13 protein-coding genes are annotated in these 14,653 nt (G+C 59.9%); 9 read left to right on the top strand and 4 right to left on the bottom strand.

Annotated elements, in window-relative coordinates:
• Positions 1–60: 60 nt before the first annotated feature.
• From ACJO3T_RS12115 to ACJO3T_RS12150, 8 genes are all read left to right on the top strand, one after another.
• The gene (locus ACJO3T_RS12115) at positions 61–1,011 is read left to right on the top strand and encodes a DnaJ C-terminal domain-containing protein (protein ID WP_406978603.1); all 951 of its coding nucleotides are present in this window, start codon (positions 61–63) and stop codon (positions 1,009–1,011) included.
• Positions 1,012–1,026: 15 nt separating this feature from the next.
• Complete coding sequence (locus ACJO3T_RS12120) at positions 1,027–1,368, top strand: chaperone modulator CbpM (RefSeq protein WP_406963867.1); 342 nt, start codon at positions 1,027–1,029, stop codon at positions 1,366–1,368.
• Positions 1,369–1,758: 390 nt separating this feature from the next.
• Entirely contained in the window at positions 1,759–3,237 is a 1,479-nt protein-coding gene (locus ACJO3T_RS12125; protein ID WP_406978604.1) for a DUF5666 domain-containing protein, read from the top strand.
• Positions 3,238–3,313: 76 nt separating this feature from the next.
• A complete protein-coding gene (locus tag ACJO3T_RS12130) occupies positions 3,314–4,174 on the top strand; it encodes a DUF6502 family protein (protein WP_406978605.1) in 861 nt (286 codons plus the stop codon).
• Between the two features lie 166 nt (positions 4,175–4,340).
• A complete protein-coding gene (locus tag ACJO3T_RS12135) occupies positions 4,341–5,813 on the top strand; it encodes a DUF5666 domain-containing protein (RefSeq protein WP_406963870.1) in 1,473 nt (490 codons plus the stop codon).
• A 135-nt stretch (positions 5,814–5,948) separates the two neighbouring features.
• The gene (locus ACJO3T_RS12140; protein ID WP_406978606.1) at positions 5,949–6,674 is read left to right on the top strand and encodes a DsbA family protein; all 726 of its coding nucleotides are present in this window, start codon (positions 5,949–5,951) and stop codon (positions 6,672–6,674) included.
• A 150-nt stretch (positions 6,675–6,824) separates the two neighbouring features.
• Positions 6,825–7,823: an oxygen-dependent tRNA uridine(34) hydroxylase TrhO gene (trhO, locus tag ACJO3T_RS12145; protein ID WP_406963872.1), complete on the top strand. Its 999-nt coding sequence runs from the start codon at positions 6,825–6,827 to the stop codon at positions 7,821–7,823.
• A gap of 95 nt (positions 7,824–7,918) precedes the next feature.
• Entirely contained in the window at positions 7,919–8,650 is a 732-nt protein-coding gene (locus ACJO3T_RS12150; RefSeq protein WP_406963873.1) for a DUF481 domain-containing protein, read from the top strand.
• Positions 8,651–8,678: 28 nt separating this feature from the next.
• On the opposite strand, the gene ACJO3T_RS12155 is transcribed toward ACJO3T_RS12150, so the two are convergent.
• The 4 genes from ACJO3T_RS12155 to ACJO3T_RS12170 all read right to left on the bottom strand — a co-directional run bounded on the left by ACJO3T_RS12155 (position 8,679) and on the right by ACJO3T_RS12170 (position 13,878).
• Complete coding sequence (locus ACJO3T_RS12155) at positions 8,679–9,392, bottom strand: substrate-binding periplasmic protein (RefSeq protein ID WP_406963874.1); 714 nt, start codon at positions 9,390–9,392, stop codon at positions 8,679–8,681.
• A 155-nt stretch (positions 9,393–9,547) separates the two neighbouring features.
• On the bottom strand, positions 9,548–10,495 hold the full coding sequence (locus tag ACJO3T_RS12160) for a YbgA family protein (protein WP_406978607.1): 948 nt from the start codon (positions 10,493–10,495) through the stop codon (positions 9,548–9,550).
• 96 nt (positions 10,496–10,591) lie between these two features.
• Entirely contained in the window at positions 10,592–12,841 is a 2,250-nt protein-coding gene (locus ACJO3T_RS12165; protein WP_406978608.1) for a glycosyltransferase, read from the bottom strand.
• Positions 12,838–13,878 (bottom strand): lysylphosphatidylglycerol synthase transmembrane domain-containing protein, encoded by a 1,041-nt coding sequence (locus tag ACJO3T_RS12170; protein WP_406978609.1) that lies wholly within the window; start codon positions 13,876–13,878, stop codon positions 12,838–12,840. Before ACJO3T_RS12170 ends, ACJO3T_RS12165 begins: the two co-directional genes overlap by 4 nt.
• Before the next feature lie 214 nt (positions 13,879–14,092).
• Between ACJO3T_RS12170 and gloA the strand changes: the two genes are divergently transcribed.
• Positions 14,093–14,641 carry a lactoylglutathione lyase gene (gene gloA, locus ACJO3T_RS12175; RefSeq protein WP_406978610.1) on the top strand — a complete coding sequence of 183 codons (549 nt, stop codon included), beginning with the start codon at positions 14,093–14,095 and terminating at the stop codon, positions 14,639–14,641.
• Positions 14,642–14,653: the final 12 nt, after the last annotated feature.

Raw genomic sequence — 14,653 nt, forward strand, 5'->3', positions numbered from 1 at the left:
CTCCGTTTGCGTCAAATATAGAACTGTGGAAACCGTACTTGACCACAAGCGAGGGGTTACATGGACTTCAAGGACTACTATGCCGTACTCGGGGTAAGTGAGTCTGCCAACCCGGAGGACATCAAGAAGGCCTACCGTAAGCTGGCCCGGAAGTATCACCCGGATGTCAGCAAGGAATCGGATGCGGACGCCAGGTTCAAGGACGTGGGCGAAGCCTACGAAGTGCTCAAGGATCCGGAAAAACGGGCCGAATACGACGAGCTGCGCAAGGTCGGCGCCCGGGGCGACGGGTCCTTTGAGCCACCGCCCGGCTGGCAGAGTGCATCCGGCTTCGGTGGGGGTGGTTACACCGACGCCGATGCCCGGCAGTTCAGTGACTTCTTCGAGGAAATCTTCGGAGGTAATCGTGGCTTCGGCGGTGGCTTCCAACAGACCATGCGCAGCCGGGGGGAAGATGTCCATGCCCGGATGGCACTGTTTCTGGAGGAAGCCTTCCATGGCTGTGAAAAGCAGCTGCGATATACTGTCCATGAACTGGATGATCACGGTCGGGTGGTGGCCCGCCCGAAAAACCTGAAGGTGAAGATCCCGGCGGGGGTGGAGGATGGCCAGCATATCCGGCTCAAGGGGCAGGGCTCGCCCGGCATCGGTGGTGGTCCGGATGGCGACTTGTTTATTGAGGTGGAACTGGCACCTCACCCGCACTTTACCGTGGAGGGTCGGGACCTGATCATCACCGTGCCGGTGGCACCATGGGAAGCCGCACTTGGTGCCACGGTGACCGTGCCTACGGTTGGTGGCAAGGTAAGTCTCAAGGTTCCACAGGGCTCAAACAGCGGGCGTAAGCTGCGGCTCAAGGGCAAGGGCCTGCCCGGCAAGCATCCGGGGGACCAGATTGTGGTGCTGCAGGTGGTCATGCCAGAGCAACACAGTGCTGAAGCGCGGTCACTGTATGAGCAGTTGGCCGAAGTGGAGAGCCACTTCAATCCACGCCAGAAACTGCACGTGTGACAGGGGGGGGGCAGGATGAACACCACGGAAACGATTGTGAGCGTTGAGCTTGAAGATGCGGAAGGCACCTTCACCCTGCGGGAATTCTGCGAGCGTGGCGAATGCCATGCCGAGTTCGTGATCAAGCTGGTGAGTTACGGCATCATCGCGCCGGTGGAGGAAAGTCGCGATGCCCGTGACTGGGCCTTTGATCTGCAGGCTTTGGCCCGTCTGCGCAAGGCCCAGCGGCTGCAGCGGGACCTGAAGATCAACCTGCCCGGGCTTGCCATGTCACTGGATCTGCTGGACGAACTCCAGGACATGCGCCGGGAAGTGGACCGTCTGAATCGCCTGTTGCACGGCTTTGTGTCGCACTGACCGATGCCCCGGGGCCCGGTGTGGGCCCCGTCAGTTGTTCTCCAGTACCTGTATCTGTCTATAGCATTCTCCTCTTTCTTCCGTGGCATCGAGTGCCCCGTCAATTCCTCTCCTCTGGGTCTCCGGGCCCTGGTGAGTGCTCTCGCCTTTCTCTGTTTTTCTCGACCGGCTTTCAGCAGTCCCAGCGTCGTTCTGTCCGATGGTTTGTGTGTTCAGTACGTTACAGCGCCTAGAATACCAGATTCACAAAAGGTTCATGTTCATGGCTGGACATCTTGGTTTTTGGGAATAAAATCCCAATAAAGTCTGGGAAAATAATCCCAACATGTGAGGCGGGTTCGGCGGTACTGCCTGGTAGGCAAAAAAACCTTGAGACCGGTGGAGAGAATCATGGAACGCAGCAAGCTGACAATGGCAGTAAAGGCCCTGATGATCGGAGCGCTCGCGGGCTCTCTGGCCGCCTGCGGCGGAGGGGGTGGATCCGGTTCGGGCAGTGGCTCCGGTGATGACAGCGCTTCGGCCAGTGGCACCAGCGTAGGGCCGGTATCCGGTTTTGGCAGCGTTTACGTCAACGGTACCTATTTCAATACCGACGACCTCGGCGGCAGCATTACCAGCGATGACGGCCTCACCCTGGAAAACGAACTGGAAAAAGGCATGATCCTTCTGGTGAAGGCTGACTGGGACGATGACCGGAATGAAGGTCGGGCCCGCAGTGTGGAGTACGACGACACCCTTCGCGGTGCCCTGACGGCGTTTAGCTGGGACGATGTCGAGAATACCGGGTCGTTGACCGTGGCTGGCCAGACCGTGGTTCTGGATGGGCGTACCGTGATCAGGAGTGGCGCTGATCTCGCCACCGTGTCCGGGGCACCGGGGAACTACCGCGTCCGTGTCAGCGCCTGGCGTCAGGGGGACGGCAGTTTCCGGGCAAGCTTCGTGGGTATCCGCCCGATCGGCGACCGTTTCACCGACGATGATGAGCTCGAGACAGAGGTCGAGGGTGTCATCGCTGATCTGGACCGTGATACCCGCACCTTCACCATCAATGGTTTACAGGTGGACTATGGGTTGGCTGAATTTGATGACGACCTGGACGGGGCTGACGATCTTCGCAACGGCCTGATCGTGGAAGTCGAGGGCTACCTTAGTGAAGGCGTGTTGATGGCCCGGGAGATCGAAGGGGACGACGACGGGTTCGAAGACGATGATGATGTGGAAGTGTCCGGCGCGATTGCGGGTGATTACGATGCGAGCGCCCGTCGGTTTACGCTCAATGGTGTGACCGTTCAGGTTACTGGCGATACCGAGTTTGACGATGGTCTCCGCGAGAGCCAACTGGCCGATGGCCTGTTTGTGAAGGTGGAGGGCAAGTATCGCGGTGGCCTGCTTGAGGCCGAAGAAATTGAGCCCCGGGACGGCGATGCGGAACTGGAGGGTGTGATTGATTCCGTCAATCTCGCGGAGGACAGGATGCAGGTGTCCGGTGTGACCGTGGCCATCACCGCCAATTCCCTGATTAAAGACGATGATGACGATGATGCCCGCAGACGCACCCAGGACCTTGAGTCCCTGGTGCAGGGACAGTATGTGGAAATCGAAGGGCGCCAGCAGTCTGACGGCTCCGGTAGTTTCCTGGAAGCCTTCAAGATCGAGCGTGATGATGACGACGACAGCGACTTCGAAGTGAAAGGCCGGGTGGACGGGATTTCCAGCGACACCCTCAGCATCATGGGCCTGACCCTGAACCGGGGGAATGCCAGCTTTAGTGGGATCTCCGTGGGTACCCTGGTCGAGATCGACTTCGAGGGATCCGTCGACAGCTACGTCATCACTGAGATCGACATCGAAGATGACGATGACGACTGAGGTAAGCGGGTAATTGAGGGGCCGGTCACGGCCCCTCACTGGTAGTCCCCCCTGCCATGGGAATACAATCCCAAATATGACCGATCATACCCCGACTCCCCTGCACCGGGCCCTATACCGGATCCTCCGGCCACTGGCCCGTCTGCTTCTTCGTAATGGTATTCCGTTTGGCGATTTTGCCGAGCTGATGCGCCGGGCGTATGTGGAGGCCGCATTGGAAGATTTCAGGGACCAGCGCAGGAAAATGACCGACTCCCGGGCTGCGGTACTCACCGGCCTGACCCGCAAGGAGGTTAAACGGCAGCGGGAAATGCTTTCCGGCCAGCCACTGCAGCCGAGGGAGAGTCGCCAGGGCAATCGAGCCTCCCGGGTGGTTGCCGGCTGGGTACACGATACCCGTTTTCAGGACGTGGAAGGCGGCCCGGCAGTACTGCCGTTCGAGGGGGGCGCCAGTTTCAGTGAACTGGTGCGTCTGTACAGCGGTGATATGACACCAAAGGCCGTCCTGGATGAGTTGTTGCGGGTGGGGGTGGTCAGCCAGAGTGCCGAGGGCCCTGCAGAACTGGTACTTCGCAAGCGCGCCTATGTACCTGCAGGGGATGATGCCGAGATGCTCCATATCTTCGGCGAAGATGTATCCGATCTGATATCAACCATCGATTACAACCTGGTGAGTGCCAGGCAGGGACGATCACCGCTTTTCCAGCGGACGCTGAGTTATAACAATGTTCCACCGGAGTTCATCGCGCAGTGGCGCAAGTTGGCGGGCCATGAAGCCCAGCAGTTCCTGGAGCAGCTTGATGGCTGGCTGGGGCCTCGTGACCGGGATGTGAGTGGTCGGCACGGGGAGGAACTGACGTCCGTGCGTACCGGCATCAGTGTGTTCTATTTTGAAGATCCTATCCAGAATGAACCGGACGGAGAGGTACCATCATGAACACGAAACCGTTGGTTTCGTTGATGGTCCGTCGCAACGACGGTGGTCGACATCGGCCCCGACGGTGTTTTCTGGCGTTGCCATACTGATATCCCCCGGAAAGCGTCAGCCGGGGTACAAACAAGGACAGGAACCCATGACTGGTCGTTTGCTTGCAAGAGTTTCCATGATGTTACTGCTGTCGCTGACGGTGTTGTTGGCCAGTTGTGGCGGCGCGGGTGGGGGCGGTGGAAGCATCGCCGACGGCGGTATCCGCGGAACCGGTTCGAGTGTCGGGCCGGTGTCCGGTTTTGGTAGCGTTATTGTCAACGGTATCCGGTTTGTGACGGAGAACCTGGGTATGGACGACTTCCTGGGAGAAGCCGGTGTCTCCACCGAAGGCGACCTGGAAAGAGGCATGATCCTGCAGATCCGTGGTGAATGGCAGGATGACGGCGAAGGTGAAGCTGAGTCCGTCCGCTACGACGACACGCTGCGCGGGCCGGTAACAGGGATTCCTCAGCCCTGGGACGAGACAACCCGGCAGGGGCGCATTGAGGTCATGGGTTTCGAGGTGAATCTTGATGCATTGACACAGACCACGCTGGCGGACCTGGCAATGGTCAGCGTTGGCCAGACTCTGCGTATCAGTGGCTGGTTGCAGGCCGATGGTCGTTTCCGGGCAAGTTATGTGGGGCCTGTTGCAGCGGAGGACACCGGAGCGGAGCTCGAGGGCAGCCTTTCTGTCACCGGCGAAGAGCCCAATCAACGTTTCTTTGTGGGTGGACTGGAATTACAGATCCTGTCGGGCGCGGTCTGTGACCAACTGCAGCTTGCTGACGGAGCGCCAGTGGATGTGGAGGGTGAGTATGTCAGCGGAGCCCCGTTCACCGTGAATCGTATCTGTAACGGTGGCGCAACGGCCTTCCTGGACGTATCGCTGAATGAAGATGTGCAGATCGCCGGTGTGGTGACCCGGGCCTTTGCTGCCGGGGAACGTGATAGTGGAAGCTTCGCCCTGAACGGTATTCCGGTTGCTACCCACGCAGGCACGGAGTTTGGTGATCTGATGCCATCGGACATCAATCAGGGTGTACTGCTGCAGGTAGAGGGCGACTATATCAATGACAATGGCGTGCTCACGCTGAGGGCCGATGACATCGAGTACCGGGACGCGGATGCGGAATTCGAGGGGCGACTCGATGGCATCGACAGTGATGTGCTCCAGGCAGGCGGAATCGAGATTCGCCTGACCCCCTTCACCATCCGTGGAGGCGATGAGGATGATGAGGCCTGTCCGGTCCGGTTCGGGCCCGAACACGTTGGCCGTATCCAGTTGGAAGTCGCAGGTATCCAGCGCTCTACAGACGGAGGTTATCTGGAGGCACTGGAAATCGAGTGCGAGAGCGGGGCGGATGACTCCGGATATGAGCTTGAAGGCCGGATCACCGCGCTGACTGATGAGCCCGGTGCCAGAAGTCTGACCGTGCTGGGAGTCGTGATCCGGGTTGATGCCAGTACCGGGTTTGAAGGCCTTGCCTTTGAAGACCTGGAGGGCGAAAGGGTCGAAGTGGAATATAGGGAAGTGAATGGCGAGTATATTGCGGAGGAAATTGAAAGCGAGAGTGAGGATGACACGGAAAGCGATAACGACGACTGAGGATCGCCGTTGGCGACTGGTGCGTTTTCCGTGAGGAGCCTGGTAAAGGACTGTTGTTCGCCTTTGCCAAACGCCTCACAATAGCGCTTCTGAACAACTCACCGTTCGTCTGCTACCGATATCAGGAGGTCGCCCATGGGTGAAGCCAAGCGCCGTCAGGGGAGTGGGGCATCATCGTCGCCCCGGAAACGTTCCAGCAAACCCGTTATATATGTTGGGCTGTTGATCATCGTGGTGGCCGTGGTTGCTGCACTGTATCAACTGACACAACCGCCGACGCCGGACTCGGACAGCCTGCCGCAGGTGTCGGAGGATACCCCGCCATTTCCGGCTGAACTGGACCGTTTTGGTATCGCCGTTGGTCCGGAAGATGCCGACGTGGTGGTGCGGGAGTTTGCCGACTATCAGTGCCCGGCCTGTGCCCGTTTTGCCGAAGCCAGCCAGAAGCTGAAAGAGCAGTACGTCGAGTCTGGCCAGGTACGGTTTGTGTTTTTCGATCTGCCGCTGCCGCAGCACACCCATTCGGTAAAGGCGGCCATGGCGGCCCGCTGTGCCGGCGACCAGGACCAGTACTGGGCCATGCACGACCGCCTGTTTGCGGAGCAGACCCGTTGGGAAACCAGCGACAACCCCGGTGAGATGTTCTCTGGATACGCCAGCGACATAGGGCTGGATACCCGCCGCTTTGACCGCTGCCTGGAGTCGGACCTGCACCGGGAAGCCATCGAGGACAGCCGGCAGGTGGCCATGCAACTGAAGATTGCCAGTACGCCCACGGTACTGGTGGATAATATCCCCCTGAACCGCCCGCACTGGGGCCAGTTGTCCGCCGTGGTGGAGCGGGAGCTGGGCGAGGACTGAGTGAGCACTGAATTACCATTGCTCCATGGCCGTTGGCCTTCATTTCGCGATTGGTTAGAATTTGCCCGCCGTTGACGAGACCGGGGCCCGGCCCTGGTCTCGTTGTTGTTTATTGCTCCGGATTTACGCTCCGGCCCGCAAGGAGAAACCATGACCCAGACTGTTGTTGTCTGCGCACTCTACAAGTTCGCAGTCCTGAACGATTACCGCCAGCTCCGCCAGCCATTGCTGGATCGGATGCTGGAGAAAGACGTACACGGCACCCTGCTGCTGGCCCGTGAAGGCATAAATGGCACCATAGCCGGTAGCCGGGACGGCATTGATGCCATCAAGGCGTGGCTGGAAAAGGACTCGCGTTTTGATGGTATCGATTACAAGGAGTCATTCGTGGACATCCAGCCCTTCAAACGCACCAAGGTGAAGCTCAAGAAAGAGATCGTCACCATGGGTGTTGAAGGCATCGATCCCAGGCGCACTGTGGGGACCTACGTGGAACCGGATCAGTGGAATGATCTGATTGCCGACCCGGAGGTACTGCTGATCGACACCCGCAACCAGTACGAGGTGGAAATCGGCACCTTCCGCAATGCAGTCAATCCCGCCACCGATACCTTTCGGGAGTTTCCCGACTATGTAAAGCAGAACCTGGACCCGGAAAAGCACCGCAAGGTGGCCATGTTCTGTACCGGCGGTATCCGTTGCGAGAAATCCACGGCCTTCCTCAAGGAGCAGGGGTTCGAAGAGGTCTACCACCTCAAGGGCGGCATCCTGAAATACCTGGAGGAAGTGCCGGAAGAGAACAGCCTGTGGCAAGGGGAGTGCTTTGTCTTTGATGACCGGGTCACCGTCAATCACCGTCTTGAACGGGGCGAGTATGACCAGTGCCATGCCTGCCGTCGCCCGATTACCGAGCAGGATAAGCAGCGGCCGGAATACGAGCAGGGCGTAAGCTGCCACCAGTGCATTGATAGCCTGACCGATGAGCAGCGGGCCCGCTTTGCCGAACGTGAACGGCAGATTCAACTGGCCCGGGAACGTGGTGAGGCCCATGTTGGCGGCGAAGCCGCGCGCACCATTGCCGAGCGCAAGGCCCGCAAGAGGGCGGAGCGTGAGCGTCAGGCCGCCCTCAGTATGCAGGGGGAGGCCTAGTGTACCGTGCGGTTAATTCGCTGATCTACTGAGCCACTGAGAGCGTTGAGAGCCGCGTTGCGCCGGCAGGCACACAATCCTGAAACGGAGCATTCATGAAGCTGATCAGAGGGGTAAGCATCCTGACCCTGGCGACAGTCCCCCTGGTCGCTTTCGGCCAGGAAGCAGGCTGGGAAGGTGAGGCGGAACTCGGAGTGCTTGTCACCACGGGCAATACCGAGGAAACCAACCTCAAAGGCCGGCTGGCGCTCAAGGAGGACGGTGAACGCTGGCGCAATTTGATTGAGGTGCGTTCGGCGTATACCGAAGCCGAGGATGAAACCACCGCTGAGCGGTATCGGGGCGAGGCGGAAACCAACCTCAAGTTCTCGGAAAACAGCTTCTTTTTCCTGCGCGGGTATTACGAGGATGACCGGTTTTCAGGCTATGATTTCCGTTCCTCGTCTACCGCCGGTTATGGTCATCGGGTCTGGCAACTGGACGAGTTGTCTTTCCTGGACCTGTCTGCGGGTGCTGGTTACCGTTACAACCGGCTTGCCGAGCCGGATGAGGATGGCGAACAGTACGAGGATGAGGTGATTGGCCGACTGGCCGGGCAGCTTGATTTCTCCCTGTCAGAGAATGCTCTGTTCCGTCAGAAACTCAGTACCGAGTTTGGTCTCAAGCACAATAACGCGATCACCGAATCGGAAACCTCTGTTCAGGCCAGTGTGGTTGGGGACCTGTCCCTGAAAATCGCCTACCGTGTCACTCATGTGTCTGACCCGCCACAGGATTCCGAGAGCACCGATACCGAGACGTCTGTTTCCATTCTTTACGGGTTCTGAGTCCGGATTCCTCCCGATTCCGATTGCCTCACTGATAGGTCTCGATAATCTCCGCCAGCTCCCCGGACTCACGCATCCTGGCCAGCTCTCGGTTGACGAGGGGAACCAGCTCCGCGTGGCGGGGTGGGAACATCAGGCGGTAGGCAACCTCGTCCAGGCGAATGGGCGCCTCGCTGATGTGATCGTCCCAGGAGGGATGGTTTTTCAGCACCCAGTAGCCGGCGTGCGCGTTGCTGATGGCCCCCGTGAAGCGGTTGCCGCCGTGGTACAGGCGCTTGAACAGGGGGCGCTGTTTCTGCACTGGTATGGTTGTCACCTCGCCTGTGTCCAGGCGTTCCGTCAGCCAGGGGTATCTGAAGCCCAGGCGGGTCAGTAACGTGCCCTGCAGGTCGCTGATGTCCTTAATGGTGTGGGGACTCTCGTCATGCACGAAAATGGCATCACGGGTCATCATCACCGGGTCGGAGAAGACAAACTCATCCGGGTTAGTGGTCCACTCGATGGCCCGCATGGTGACGTCCGAGTAGCCTTCCCGAAGCAGGTTGTCACTGCGTTTGGGCGGTATCTCGATCGAATCCAGCCGTATGTCCAGCCGTTGGGTGATGATTACAAGAGCGTCCCAGAAGATACCCGAGACAGTGCCGTTCTCGTGGACAATGGTGAAGGGCGGGTACCCCCCGGTGCTGATGTTAAAGGTCAGCTTGTCCGGGACGTCGTCACTGACAGCGGTGTGTGCCCACATCAGTAACATGAGGACAATGACACAGTGGCGCATGGTTGGTACTGGAGCCTTGTTATTGGTTTGGGGGATGGCCGGGTGTGCTCAATGGGGTGTGTCACTCACATCCCGATTCTTGCACTATAGCCCAGGCGGGGCTCTCTGCCACCAGAGTTGTCCTAGATTCGGTTCCTCAGGCCAAGGTCATCCGGGTATGGCGACAGGTAATGCTGGCGGCTGAGGTAATCGATGGGTTCCCGGCGCTGGGCCATGCGCAACAGGGTCATGGGCACGATAAGGGGCACTTCTCCCCGGTGGTAGGCATCGATCTGCTCCAGCAGCACCCTGCGTTCCTCGTCCTCAAGCACGTCCCTCAGGTAGCCCATCAGGTGCTGCATGGCATTCACATGGGAACCCCGGCTGACCCGTTGGGTCATGGCCGCCATGAACCGGTGGATGTAGCGACCTGCAATATCCACCAGGGGCTCGGATTTCAGGTCCCCCAGCATGGGGCCAAGCTGGCGGTAGATCTTCTCGGAGTGGGCCAGTAACTGGAACTTATGACGGGTATGGAATTCGATCAGCGCCTGTGGCGTCAGCCGGTCACCGGCCACGTTCTGCATCCAGTCATCGTAGGCGAAGACCCGTTCAATGAAATTCTCCCGCAGCTGGTCGTCGTTGAGGCGGCCCTCTTCCTCCACCGGCATCAGCGGATATTCCCGGATCAGGGCTTCCGCGAACATACCACGACCATCCCGGCGGGTGACATTGCCGTCGGCGTTGTGAACCTTGATTCGCTCCATGCCGCAGGAGGGAGACTTGGCCATCAGGATATAGCCCCTCAGGTCCCCCAGGGCGGGCATGACCTGATCGATAAAGGCATGCACGGCCGCGGTATGGTCTTCACCGCCCTTCACCTCCACCAGCTTCAGGCCGTCATCGACTTCCCGCAGGTGGATGGCGGGGCGGGGGACTCCCAGACCGGCTTCCAGCTCGGGGCAGATGGAACGGAAATCAAAGTAGCGTGACAGCACCTGGGTGCAGTAGCGGGAATGCTTGTGACCGCCATCATGGCGGACCTCCCCGCCAAGCAGACAGGTGCTGATGCCGACGGGAATCTTGCTCATATCTACGCGCTCTGCGGAATCATGGGATCACCTATATCCAACGATATACGAGCACCGACCGCGGGTCGATCACCACTGCGCCAGAGTCAGCCTTTGTCAGGCCCCGGATCCGCGACGGAATCGTCGCTGTTTATCCTGGTCGAGCCGGGTGGCCAGCAGGGTGGCGTAGATTTCCCGGACGTTGCCGGCGAAATTCTCCACCGAATAGTCCCGGGCAAAGGCCAGGGCATTGTCGGAGAGTGTCTGCCTGAGGTCATCATCGTCCAGCAGTTGCCTGACCCGCTCACACCAGAGGTCATGACGTTCCGGGGTCTTGTAGCCGTTGAAACCGTGCTGGATGACATCGTCGATACCACTGGACCGTACCGCCACCACCGGCAGGCCGGCGGCCATGGCCTCCAGGATAACCATGCCCTGGGTCTCCGACTTGGAGGCAAACAGGAAGGCATCCCCCAGCCGGTACCAGACCGCCATCTCGTCCGGCGGCACGGCGCCCACCAGGGTGATGCAGTCATCCATATCCAGCTCCCGGATACGTTCCTGCAGACGGTCACGCTGGTGGCCGTCGCCAATCATCAGGAAGTGGAAGGGCGTATCGGACTGCTGGCGCAGCCCGGCCAGGGCATCGATCATGAAATCGATGTTCTTCTCGTTGGACAGCCGGGCCACGCTGATAAAGATCTTCGTCTCCGCAGGCAGTTCAAGCCGCTGCCGGAGGGCGTCGATGTCCTCCGGGCCCACCTGCCGGAACCGGTCGTACTCGATACCGGTGGGCTGGACATAGGTCGGGGTCTTCACCCCGATCATGCGGAGGTATTCCTCGGTGGAGTAGGTGGGCACGATTACCCCGTCACAGCGGCTGGCAAAGCGCTTGATCAGCGCATGGGAAATCAGGTTGCGGAACAGCAGGCCCGGTAGTGGTACAAAGTGGGCGTAATGCTCCAGGCGCGTGTGGTAGGTGTATACCGCCGGCACGTTGAGCACACGGGCCATGAACAGGCCAAGGGAGCCCAGCCAGAAGGGGTGGTGCAGGTGGATCACGTCCGGCCGGAATTCGCGCACCCCCCGACGGATCCGCGCCAGAAAGATATTGCCCATGCGGAACTCGCTGCGCGCCCCCATGGACAGGAGTGACGGTACCCGCAGCACCCGTTCTTCCTGGTCCGGCTGGTCCTGGTAGGCGGGCGCCACCACCTGCACCTTATCTCCCAGGGTGGTCAGGCCGCGACGCAGGCGGTCGATGGAAATGGGAACGCCACCAATAAACGGCAGGTAGTTGTTGGTGAACATGGTGACCTTCAGCGGCCTGTCCAGGAACGGGGTCGGGTCCAGGTCATAGTTGGGGTAGTAGTCCCGACCCCGGAACACCACTGTGTAGAGCTTGATGGCGAGGATGGTCAGCACGCTGACAATCAGCACGAAATTCAGGAAGCCGGTGTAGAACAGGGAATAGATAAAGAACCAGATCCCCTCCAGGTGCTTCAGCAGCGGGTGCTGGCGGGTATCGATCAACTCCAGTTCGGTGCTGACCCCCTCATCCGACACGGTCACCATCAGGTAGTGGTAGAAGCTGTTGTCGGTGTTGAGCACCAGGCCGCCGGCACCGCCGGTGGTGATAAAGCGGGTGCCGTCCACCTCGGTTTCGGACCAGGTGGCGATGTTGGCCGAGAACACCGTATCCACCCGGTGTTTGCGGAACAGATCCAGCAGGGCCTCCCGGAAGGCTTCCGGGTGCAGGTAGTCATCCTCGTCATCGAACAGCAGGGTGTCGTCCACCTGGAACAGCGGGTGGCCCACGAACACCATCCGGTGTTTCGAGCTGTCCTCCTCCAGCAGGTCCGTCAGCCAGCGTACCTGCCAGCGCCAGGGCGTCTTGCCGGTGCTGTCCAGGAAAATGAACCGGGTGTCGGCCACCCGGAAGCTGAAATAGTGGGGGCCGAAATGTTCGTAGAACCGGTAGCTGCCAAAGGTGCTGTGTTCATTCTCGCCAAAGGTCAGCAGGTAGGGGATCTCCAGTTGTCCCAGGGTGCCATAGAGCGCCTGGTACTTGTCCTCGCCACCGTTGTTCACGGCGTTGCCGGCTGAGATCAGGAAACTGGCGTCACTGGTGTTGATGCGCGGAATGATGCGCTTCTCAAACATGCCGACGGAGTTATTGATGTTGCCCACCACCGCGAACCGGAACCGGTCACTGTCGTCAACGGCGCGGTGGATGGCTTCCAGTTGCTGGGTGTGGACCCCCTCGAATTCCGGCAGGAAGTAGTTCAGGTAGGCCTTGTACCCCAGCAGCAGAGCCACCACCGTGATATTGAGGTAGAACAGCCACTTCAGTGGATTGCGGATCATTTCCTGTGACTCCTCGCCAGATCCCTCTGCAACAGCACCAGTCCGATCAGCATGCCCAGGTAGATGGTGACCACCCGCCAGGCGATAGTCACCAGTACCAGGTGATTACCGCTGAGGATATCCCGGAAGAAGCTGCCGAATACCCCCTCCGAGATGCCCGATGCCCCCGGCGTGGGTGAGAAATACATGATAAAGGTGGTGACCACCAGCAGGCCCAGAGAGTTCAACCACGACACATCGTAGTCCAGCCCGGTCATCAGCAGCCAGGGGAAACTGAACAGGCTCAGCAGGAACACCGCGGTGCACAGCACCGACAGCCAGACCCAGCGACGGTCTCCCTTCAGGTAGTAACCGAAGCTCCGGGAGAAACGCATCATTTCCCGCCGGGCCCTGAACTGCCAGCGCCGATGCCTGGCCGGGCTGATCAGGTGCCACCGGTCCAGCAGACTCAGTGCCCCGGTCAGTGGCCGGATCAGCCAGCGGGTGCGGAACAGCACCACCGCGAAGAACCCCAGGTAGAGCACGATCAGCAGCGACAGTATCCAACTGATCTGGCCCAGCAGGGGCTGGTGCTTCAGGGCCGGCAGGGTCATCAGGAAAACCGGCGCCAGTGAGAAAATGAACGCGACCGCCAGCACCGTGCGTATGGTGGTCGCCGCCGTGGCAAAGCCCAGGGGCACGCCCTCCCGTTGCAGGTACCAGATCTGGGCAAAGCCCCCGCCGGTGGCCATGGGCGTGACGTTGGAAAAGAAGATGTTGATAAACACCAGGCGGGCGATGGCCCTTATGCGGACCCGGTAGCCCAGGGCCCGCAGGGTAAAATAGAGGCGCAGGCCGTCGCTGGCGAAGTAGACCAGCAACAGGCCCCCTACCGTGGCCAGGGTCCAGGGAGAGAACAGCCGCCAGTCAAAGGTCAGGCTGCGGTCGGCGAACTGCTGGTAGACCACCCACAGTCCCACGCCGGTCAGTGCCAGGAACAGTACGGAAAAGACAAGCAGGCGCCGGCCGGAGGTGGAAGGTTGTTGTGGGTTCGCCATGGTTCCGGATCCATTGGGGAGTCGCTGGGATCATCCTGCGGGCGACAGCCCGGGCCTGCGACCCTGTCAGCGGTTCCATCGAAAAAAACAGCGCACAGTGTAGCCTTGCCTGGATGGCAGTGGCCAGCGAATCAGCCCGGCACCCTTGAAATCCGCCGGTTGCAAACGCAGGTATAATGGATAACTGAAACCCACCGCCCAATTGGAGCCACCCATGCCCCGACATTTTGAACAGGCGCCCGGTCTGCACGACGAGCTGGTACCGGAGACCGAAGGCTATGTCTTCAACCAGACCATGATGCGCATCCGCAACCCCGAAGCGTCGATGGATTTCTACACCCGTGTCATGGGCATGCGCCTGGTGCGGAAGCTGGATTTTCCGGAAATGGAGTTCACGCTGTACTTCCTGGGTTACCTGGATGACCGCCAGGCACAGATGGTGCCGGGGGACGACGGTCACCGGACCACCTTCACCTTTGGCCGCGAGGCGATGCTGGAGCTGACCCACAACTGGGGTACCGAGCACGACGATGACTTCCGTTATCACAACGGCAATGACGAGCCCCAGGGCTTTGGCCACATTGGCGTCGCCGTGCCGGATGTCTATGCCGCCTGTGAGCGCTTCGAGAAGCTGGGGGTTGATTTCGTCAAGCGTCCGGACGACGGCAAGATGAAGGGCCTCGCCTTCATCCGGGACCCGGATGGCTACTGGATCGAGATCCTGCAACCGGACATGATGGAGCGCCAGCGCAAGGGCAGCTGAACCGCGCCAGGA

Source organism: Marinobacter shunpengi (assembly GCF_045449715.1).
Taxonomy (GTDB): domain Bacteria; phylum Pseudomonadota; class Gammaproteobacteria; order Pseudomonadales; family Oleiphilaceae; genus Marinobacter.